Source organism: Ewingella sp. C233 (genome assembly GCF_055407225.1).
This window is the reverse complement of record NZ_JBUZRI010000005.1, coordinates 1-6,808: the sequence shown is the minus strand read 5'-3', so window position 1 is coordinate 6,808 and position 6,808 is coordinate 1. Positions and strand designations below refer to the sequence as shown.

Annotated in this window: 6 protein-coding genes; 1 reads left to right on the top strand and 5 read right to left on the bottom strand. The window is 50.7% G+C overall.

Features of this window, described 5'->3' with window-relative positions:
- Window positions 1–186: 186 nt before the first annotated feature.
- The gene (locus ACZRKO_RS19310) at window positions 187–777 is read right to left on the bottom strand and encodes a sugar O-acetyltransferase (protein ID WP_463739041.1); all 591 of its coding nucleotides are present in this window, start codon (window positions 775–777) and stop codon (window positions 187–189) included.
- Window positions 778–850: 73 nt separating this feature from the next.
- Between ACZRKO_RS19310 and ACZRKO_RS19305 the strand changes: the two genes are divergently transcribed.
- Entirely contained in the window at window positions 851–1,009 is a 159-nt protein-coding gene (locus ACZRKO_RS19305; protein ID WP_463738858.1) for a hypothetical protein, read from the top strand.
- Window positions 1,010–1,148: 139 nt separating this feature from the next.
- On the opposite strand, the gene ACZRKO_RS19300 is transcribed toward ACZRKO_RS19305, so the two are convergent.
- The 4 genes from ACZRKO_RS19300 to ACZRKO_RS19285 all read right to left on the bottom strand — a co-directional run.
- On the bottom strand, window positions 1,149–1,733 hold the full coding sequence (locus tag ACZRKO_RS19300) for a LuxR C-terminal-related transcriptional regulator (protein WP_463738857.1): 585 nt from the start codon (window positions 1,731–1,733) through the stop codon (window positions 1,149–1,151).
- Between the two features lie 683 nt (window positions 1,734–2,416).
- Window positions 2,417–3,187, bottom strand: a complete 771-nt coding sequence (locus tag ACZRKO_RS19295; protein ID WP_463738856.1) for a hypothetical protein — start codon at window positions 3,185–3,187, stop codon at window positions 2,417–2,419.
- Between the two features lie 105 nt (window positions 3,188–3,292).
- On the bottom strand, window positions 3,293–4,096 hold the full coding sequence (locus tag ACZRKO_RS19290) for an outer membrane protein assembly factor BamE (RefSeq protein ID WP_463738855.1): 804 nt from the start codon (window positions 4,094–4,096) through the stop codon (window positions 3,293–3,295).
- Window positions 4,097–4,185: 89 nt separating this feature from the next.
- A partial coding sequence (locus ACZRKO_RS19285; RefSeq protein ID WP_463738854.1) for a YadA family autotransporter adhesin occupies window positions 4,186–6,808 on the bottom strand: 2,623 nt, incomplete at its 5' end.

The window sequence follows — 6,808 nt, the reverse complement described above, 5'->3', positions numbered from 1 at the left end:
TCTCACGCTTCCCTGATGAAGAATGCTATCAAAGTGGCAAGAAGAATCCTAACCCGCAAAGGGTCAATCGGAAGCGGGAAACCGCATTTCAGACATAACGGGGACGAAGTGGGAGGATTCCCTTATTGCCGTGGGAAATTTCGTACACGCAATAAGGGAAAATGATGATAAATCGTTAAAATAACATCAGGCGCTGAACTTCTGCGCATCACTGTCGTTAATCGGGCGAATCACTTTGCACGGATTACCCGCAGCAATGGAATTGGCAGGAATATCACGGTTAACGATGCTGCCTGCGGCGATCACGCAGTTATCACCAATGGTGACACCCGGCAGCACGCTGACGCCCGCGCCGATCCAGACATTATTACCAATGGTGATCGGCAGAGCGTATTCCAGCCCCTGATTGCGGCGTGAGTGGTCTACCGGATGACCGGCGGTATAGATGCCAACATTGGGCGCAATAAAGGCATTGTCGCCGATGGTCACTTTCGCGCCGTCGAGGATCACCAGATTGACGTTGGAATAGAAGTTCTCACCGATTTCAATGTTAAAACCGTAATCGCAGTGGAACGGTGACTCGATCACCAGCGACTCACCGGTTTTGGCCAGCAGGTTTTTCATCAGTTCGACGCGCTCGTCAATATCATCCGGATGCATATGGTTGTATTCGAACAGCGCGCGCTTGGCGACCTGACGCTGTTCGAGTATCAGCGGGTCGTAATTGGCATCATAGAGCAGCCCTGCCAAGGCTTTTTCCATTTCCGTCATGATGATTATTCTCAGTTGATCTTCCCAAAGATGCAGGCAGTATAGACGCAGACTGACGATAATATAAATAAGGATCAATATGTTCCGCAAAGTTCAGCGGGTTGCTTACCCTGCCCTGACCGCCCCGGTATTTCTGCTCACCGGCTGCCCGCTGAATTCACCCAATGGCAACGCCCTTCCACCATCGGTGGACGGTGTGCAAAAACGAACAACGGGAACCCCACACGTATTCGATTAAATATATATGTTAAATGTCGTCGGCGCGGGGGGCTAATTTTGGGTCTCTGCCACATTAAAAAGCGTGTGCTATAAATAAGTGGCGAATCACCGCTTCCGCATTGATTAAGATATTTTAATATTCCCTGCGTGGTGTGTATTCAAAGCATCGAAAAATATTCCGCGATCATCGGTGGTCTCGCGGCACAGATGTTTTCCATCCGGCTAAAATCCATAATACTTCTGGCGCCGACTTTAGAGAAACCATTTTTCCGGTGCGCATAAATTGTTTTAATCGATATTTCCATAATGCTGCTGATGGATTTCACAGGGATCCCTTTTAAGGTGTACAACAGCACGGTGCGCTCACGCTCGGTCATTTCAGGGAACATCACATCGCGATACTGTCTGCGTTCATGGGTGATCAACGTCAGAATATCGCCTGCTGTTGCATCATTTCTAATGACCGCTGACGGCAGGTTGTTGTTCAGTGCTTCATTCGCCTTATTATCGCCCAGCAATAATGTAGCCGGCGCATCTTTCAAATACAGTAATAAAGAGAGATTAAGCGAGAAAGAGTCTGAAGCGATAACAAATACATCGCCACCCTCAATTTCTTTATCTTTGAAAAAAGAGAATACGCTCTCAGACTTCAGATTAATAAATTCATCACTGATGGTCTGCCCCATAAGGCCTTTTAGTCCGGTAAAGAAATAACTATCGTCCGTAATAATATAGATACACATGGTTGCCTCTTAACCCTTTGTGGCAGGATATTTCAGCTTCTGTTTATTTAAGCGCGTGAGAACAACCTGACCGCCTAAAAAATTTTGAATAAACATATAATATCCCTATATATAATGCGGGTGATTATATATTTCCCTTTAGATCTTACAATACACACGGCAATATCAAGGATAATGTCTCAAAGCAGACTGCGGGCAATCACTTGTACTGACATTCACCTTGTTTCCAATTTTTTATACTGCATCGTGCGTTTTATATAGTGTTAAATGTCACAAGCCGCACTACTCTTACTGCTCATCTTAAAACATCGAAAAAATAAGGTTTATCAGGAGATAATGCTGCCTAAGTTTCTAAGATGATGTTCTGTTTTAAGTATTTCTTAAGTGGACGTCATCAACGCCTTGGGGACGACTGACTTTCCCTGCGGTACGGCAATGAATTCATTGCTCTTTATCTCTGATTTTTCTAAGGCCCGAATCTCTTGCTGCTGAGCACAGATTAAGTGGCTCACCTCTGAATCAAAATTGAAGTCTTTTGACTTGTGCTTCATAAGAAATCAGGTGACGTGTATTGCCCCCCGGCTTATGCCGAAATAGCGCGGAGCGATCTTACATAACAACCTGTTTTATATAGCAAAAAACCTTAATTTACTGGCTATTGGCTTAAGGCGAACTCTCACTGCCTAGCGTTTCTTTTTCGCTACTTTGACCGGCGCAGGGGAACCCATCACCCGTACATCCACAAAATACTCTTTACCTAAAATCTTGCCATTGCCCAGCCACTCGACGCCACGGTAAGTCAATATTGGCCCTTGTGCGTTTTGCATCAACTCGTGGCCGCTGCTGTCAATAACGTCATAGCTTTTCGCGTCAATATTGACTGGCGTATAAATGCCCTGACCTGAACTGTAGATATTCTTGAGCGACTGCAAATATTGCGGCGCATAGCGCGCAACAATACGCACGACGTCATTTTGTTGGTCGGCCCAGCTCAGGTTATTATCTTTACTGAGATTACCGGCAATGACCGCATACATTTGTGCCGTGGCCTGCGCGATGGACATCCGCAGACGCATTTCCTGTGAAAATTTCTCAGGGTTCAGCGTGGCCTTGTCTTTATTTTTGTCTTTCTCGTCTTTAACCACGTCGAATAACACGCTGTTATTGACCGGAGAGAAAAGTGAAGTAGCAATATATGCCGCACAGGCGGTGCTCTGCATGGCGGCATTATTATTGACTAACAATGAAAGTCCATTGCCGGTGGTGGGTATATTTTCCACTTCAACGTTGTTTTGTTTCAGCACGTCATTGACTTGTTGCTGGCTTTTCGTGCCGCGCGCCAGGTCGCAGACCAGTTGCATTACCGCATCATTGCGCTGGCCTTTCAACGTCGGCGTGGCTGCGATTAAGGCATCCGTGATCAGGCTGTAAGCCGGAACGCTGATGGATTTCACGTTCAAATCCGCCGGTGCTGAAATAGCCTGACAACAGATCAGGCCAATAAAACTGCCGAGGGCAGTCCTGATTAAAGTGGAATTTATACGCATAGTAATGGGCTCTTAGTGGGCGTTAACGACGTCGACAACCATCCGGCGGTTTGGCGCCAGACACTGGATCACCGCAGGGGACTTGCTGCCCGCGCACTGAACGCGCGGCTCGCTGTCACCTAAACCACGGGTGATGATGTTGGCTGCGGGAATACCCTCGGCCACCAGCAGCTGTTTAACCGATGCCGCACGGGCTTCGGACAACCGTACATTGTCGGCCGGTTTGCCTATGCGGTCGGTGTAAGCGGAAACCACGACTTTACGGTCAGTGAGATCAGCCGTTTTCAGCCCCTTCGCCATGTTTTGTACCTGTGTTACACCTTCCTGGCTCAGTGAGGCACGGCCAAAGGCGAACAAGCTTTTAGCGGTGAATTCCTGATGGGCAACTGCGGCCGGCAATACCGGTGCCGCTTTTTTCGCGTCCAGCAGAGAGAGACAATTCTCTGGCAGGAAGTAGAAGCTCTGCGCCTGCATATGGCTGTCGAACAGCACTTTGTACTGGCAGGTCAACACCGTGTTATCCGCTTTGGTGAAGTGGAATATGTAGTTCCACTCTTTCACGCGGAAAGTCCCTTCATAGAAGTGCGGCGTACCGATCAGCTCATACAGTTGAGCTTTGGTGTCACCTTTGCGGACCTGTTTTAGGTTGTCAAGATTGACGAAGCTGCCTTCGGTTCTTGCGGCTGAAGACATTTCCGGGAAGACCGGTTTGTCCGTCATGCCCTGAGCGTCCACGTTACTGGTGGAGTGAGTGCAACCCGAAAGTAACAACAGACCGCCGACGAGTGCTGCCAGACCTGCTTGTTTCGTGTTCATTAACATCATCCTATTACTGCTAAATTTGTGTATATACCCCCGGCGTCATGCCGGGGGTCATCTTTCTGTACATCAATAATGAGCGAGTATTACCACTGGTAGCCCACGCCGACGGCTGCACCCAGGTCACCCTGGCTGTTGGTGGTACCGGACAGTTTGGTCACCCACTTGCCGTTGTCGGAGATAGCAGAAACACCCAACGCAACCGCTGACTGATTCTGATAGGTACCGCCACCCATGCTCACCATGCTTGCGCCTGGTGCATAAGGTTGTGGCAGACTCGCCATCGCCATCGCGCCCGCAATACCGGCACTCAGCTTGTCTTTGTTGCCATCAACCAGGTTTTTCAGGTCACCAAACTTGTTGTCGGTGTATTGATTTGCATCGGCAATGCCGGACTTGAGCTGGTTAACGTTGACCGCATCAGTCCCGCTTGTACCCGCGGCGACGTTGGTTATCTGGCGTTCATGACCCGCAGAGCCCATAGACACGGTATTGTCACGGTCGGCAACAGAGTTTGAACCCAGAGCGACAGAGTTAGAGGCTGTTGCGCTTGAGTTAGAACCTAAGGCCACGCTGTTATCACCTGAAGCCACCGCACCCGCACCACCGGCAGTAGAATCCTTGCCCGTTGGTTTTGGTTTCGGCAGGTTGCTGGTGTTGTTGACCTGGAACATGCCGTCGGTACCGTTGGAGATATTGGTCACTTGCGTCGACACCACTTCCAGCTGCGCGTAGTTCACCGCATCGCTGTCCTGAGTACCCGCTGCAACGTTCGTGATCGTGGTTGGCCCACCGGCCAGCGTGATCTTGTTGTAGTTGGTGGTGCCGTCATTGTTGACGTCATATTTAACCGAACGGTTGTCGAGATTGGCGATACCACCGTTGATGTTGTTAACTGCATCCGCCACTGCGTACAGCTGAGAACCGTTCACCGCATCGGTGCTGGACGCCGTGATCTGGCCTGCTGCCACGTTGGTGATCGTGCGTTCTGCACCGGCGTCGCCGACGCTGACCGTACCCACTGGTGCAGAACCTGCAAAGGCGTAGTTCTGACCCTGAATGGTGATCCCGCTGGTGCCGACGGCAGCCTGCGTTTTCGCGCCATTACCCAATGCAACACTGTTGTCCGTACTGGCTTCAGCACCGTTACCGATAGCAATGGAGTTCATCGCGCTCGCCGTTGCACTCTGACCAATCGCCACGGCTTCAGCACCCGTTGCAGACGAATCAGTACCGGTTAAGTTCGTGTGGAAGTACTTGGTCCCGTTACTGTAAACGTTCTTGATGCTGTTATTGGTTTCAGTCAGCTGAGAGAAGTTGACCGCATCACTTGGCGCAGAGCCATCCGCCACGTTGGTAATTTTGGTACCGCCGGTGTGCATGGTGCTGTTATAGGTGTCACCACCCATCGTGACGCTGTTGTAGTTCGCAGTACCGTCAACGTTAGTGTCATATTTCACAGCATGGTTATCCAGGTCTGTGAAGCTAATATCCAGGTTGTTGAGCGCCTGATTAGTGGCATACAACTGGGAACCGTTGACGCCATCGGTACTGTCTGCACTCAGACGACCCGCCGCCATGTTGGTCAGCGTACGCTCAGCACCCGCAGAACCGATACTGACTGTCCCAATTGGCGCAGCGCCTGCGAAGGCATAGTCGGTACCGAGAATGGTTGTGCCTGTCGTTGCCACCACTGCCTGCGTTGTCGCGCCATCACCCAGTGCCACACTGCGTGCAACATCCGCAACTGCACCCATACCAATCGCGACCGCATCAAGGCCCGTGGCAGAAGAATCTGTTCCGGTTGAGTTGGCGTGGAAGTACTTGGTGCCGGTGGCATAGATGTTATTGATGTTGTTGTTGGTTTCGGTCAGCTGCGAGAAGTTAACCGCATCGCTTGGGTCAGAACCATCAGCGATGTTGGTGATTTTCGTGCCACCGGTATGGGTAGTGTTGTTATAGGTGTCGCCACCCATCGTCATACTGTTGTAGTTCACGGTACCATCAACGAACTTGTCATATTTTACTGAGCCCGCATCCAGATTGGTGACATCACCAGTGATCGTACTGAGTGCCGTGTTGGTGGCAAACAGCTGTGAACCGTTAACGCCGTCAGTACTGGTGGCGCTCAGGCTGCCTGCTGCCAGGTTAGTCAGAGTACGCTCGGCACCTTTGCTACCAATACTGACGGTGCCTACTGGCGCAGTGCCAGCAAATGCGTAGTCAACACCCAGGATCTTGGTGCCTGCTGTCCCGACTGCGGCCAGCGTGCTTGCGCCGTCACCCAGTGCAACACTGCGTGCGATATCGGCTACCGCGCCCATACCGATTGCCACGGCATCTGTCCCGGTGGCAGACGAATCTGTACCGGTAGAGTTAGCGTGGAAATACTTGGTGCCGGTGGCGTAGATATTGTTGATGTTGTTGTTGGTATTGGTCAGCTGCGAGAAGTTAACCGCGTCACTCGCAGCAGAACCATCGGCCACGTTGGTAATTTTGGTACCACCGGTGTGAGTGGTGTTGTTGTACGCAGTCCCCCCCATCGTGACACTGTTGTAATTCACCGTACCATCGCCGTTTTTATCGTACTGAACCGCTTCGTCGGCCACTGATTTCAGCTGAGAAACGTTCACTGCATCAGTCAAAGCAGCACCGGCAGCCAGATTAGTCAGACGACGCTCACTGCCAGCTGCACCAATGGAAACTTCT

Excerpts from the sequence above, each read along its gene's own strand:
- ACZRKO_RS19290 (WP_463738855.1), bottom strand. The coding sequence starts at position 4,096 with ATGAACACGAAACAAGCAGGTCTGGCAGCACTCGTCGGCGGTCTGTTG.
- ACZRKO_RS19300 (WP_463738857.1), bottom strand. The coding sequence starts at position 1,733 with ATGTGTATCTATATTATTACGGACGATAGTTATTTCTTTACCGGACTA.
- ACZRKO_RS19305 (WP_463738858.1), top strand. The coding sequence starts at position 851 with ATGTTCCGCAAAGTTCAGCGGGTTGCTTACCCTGCCCTGACCGCCCCG.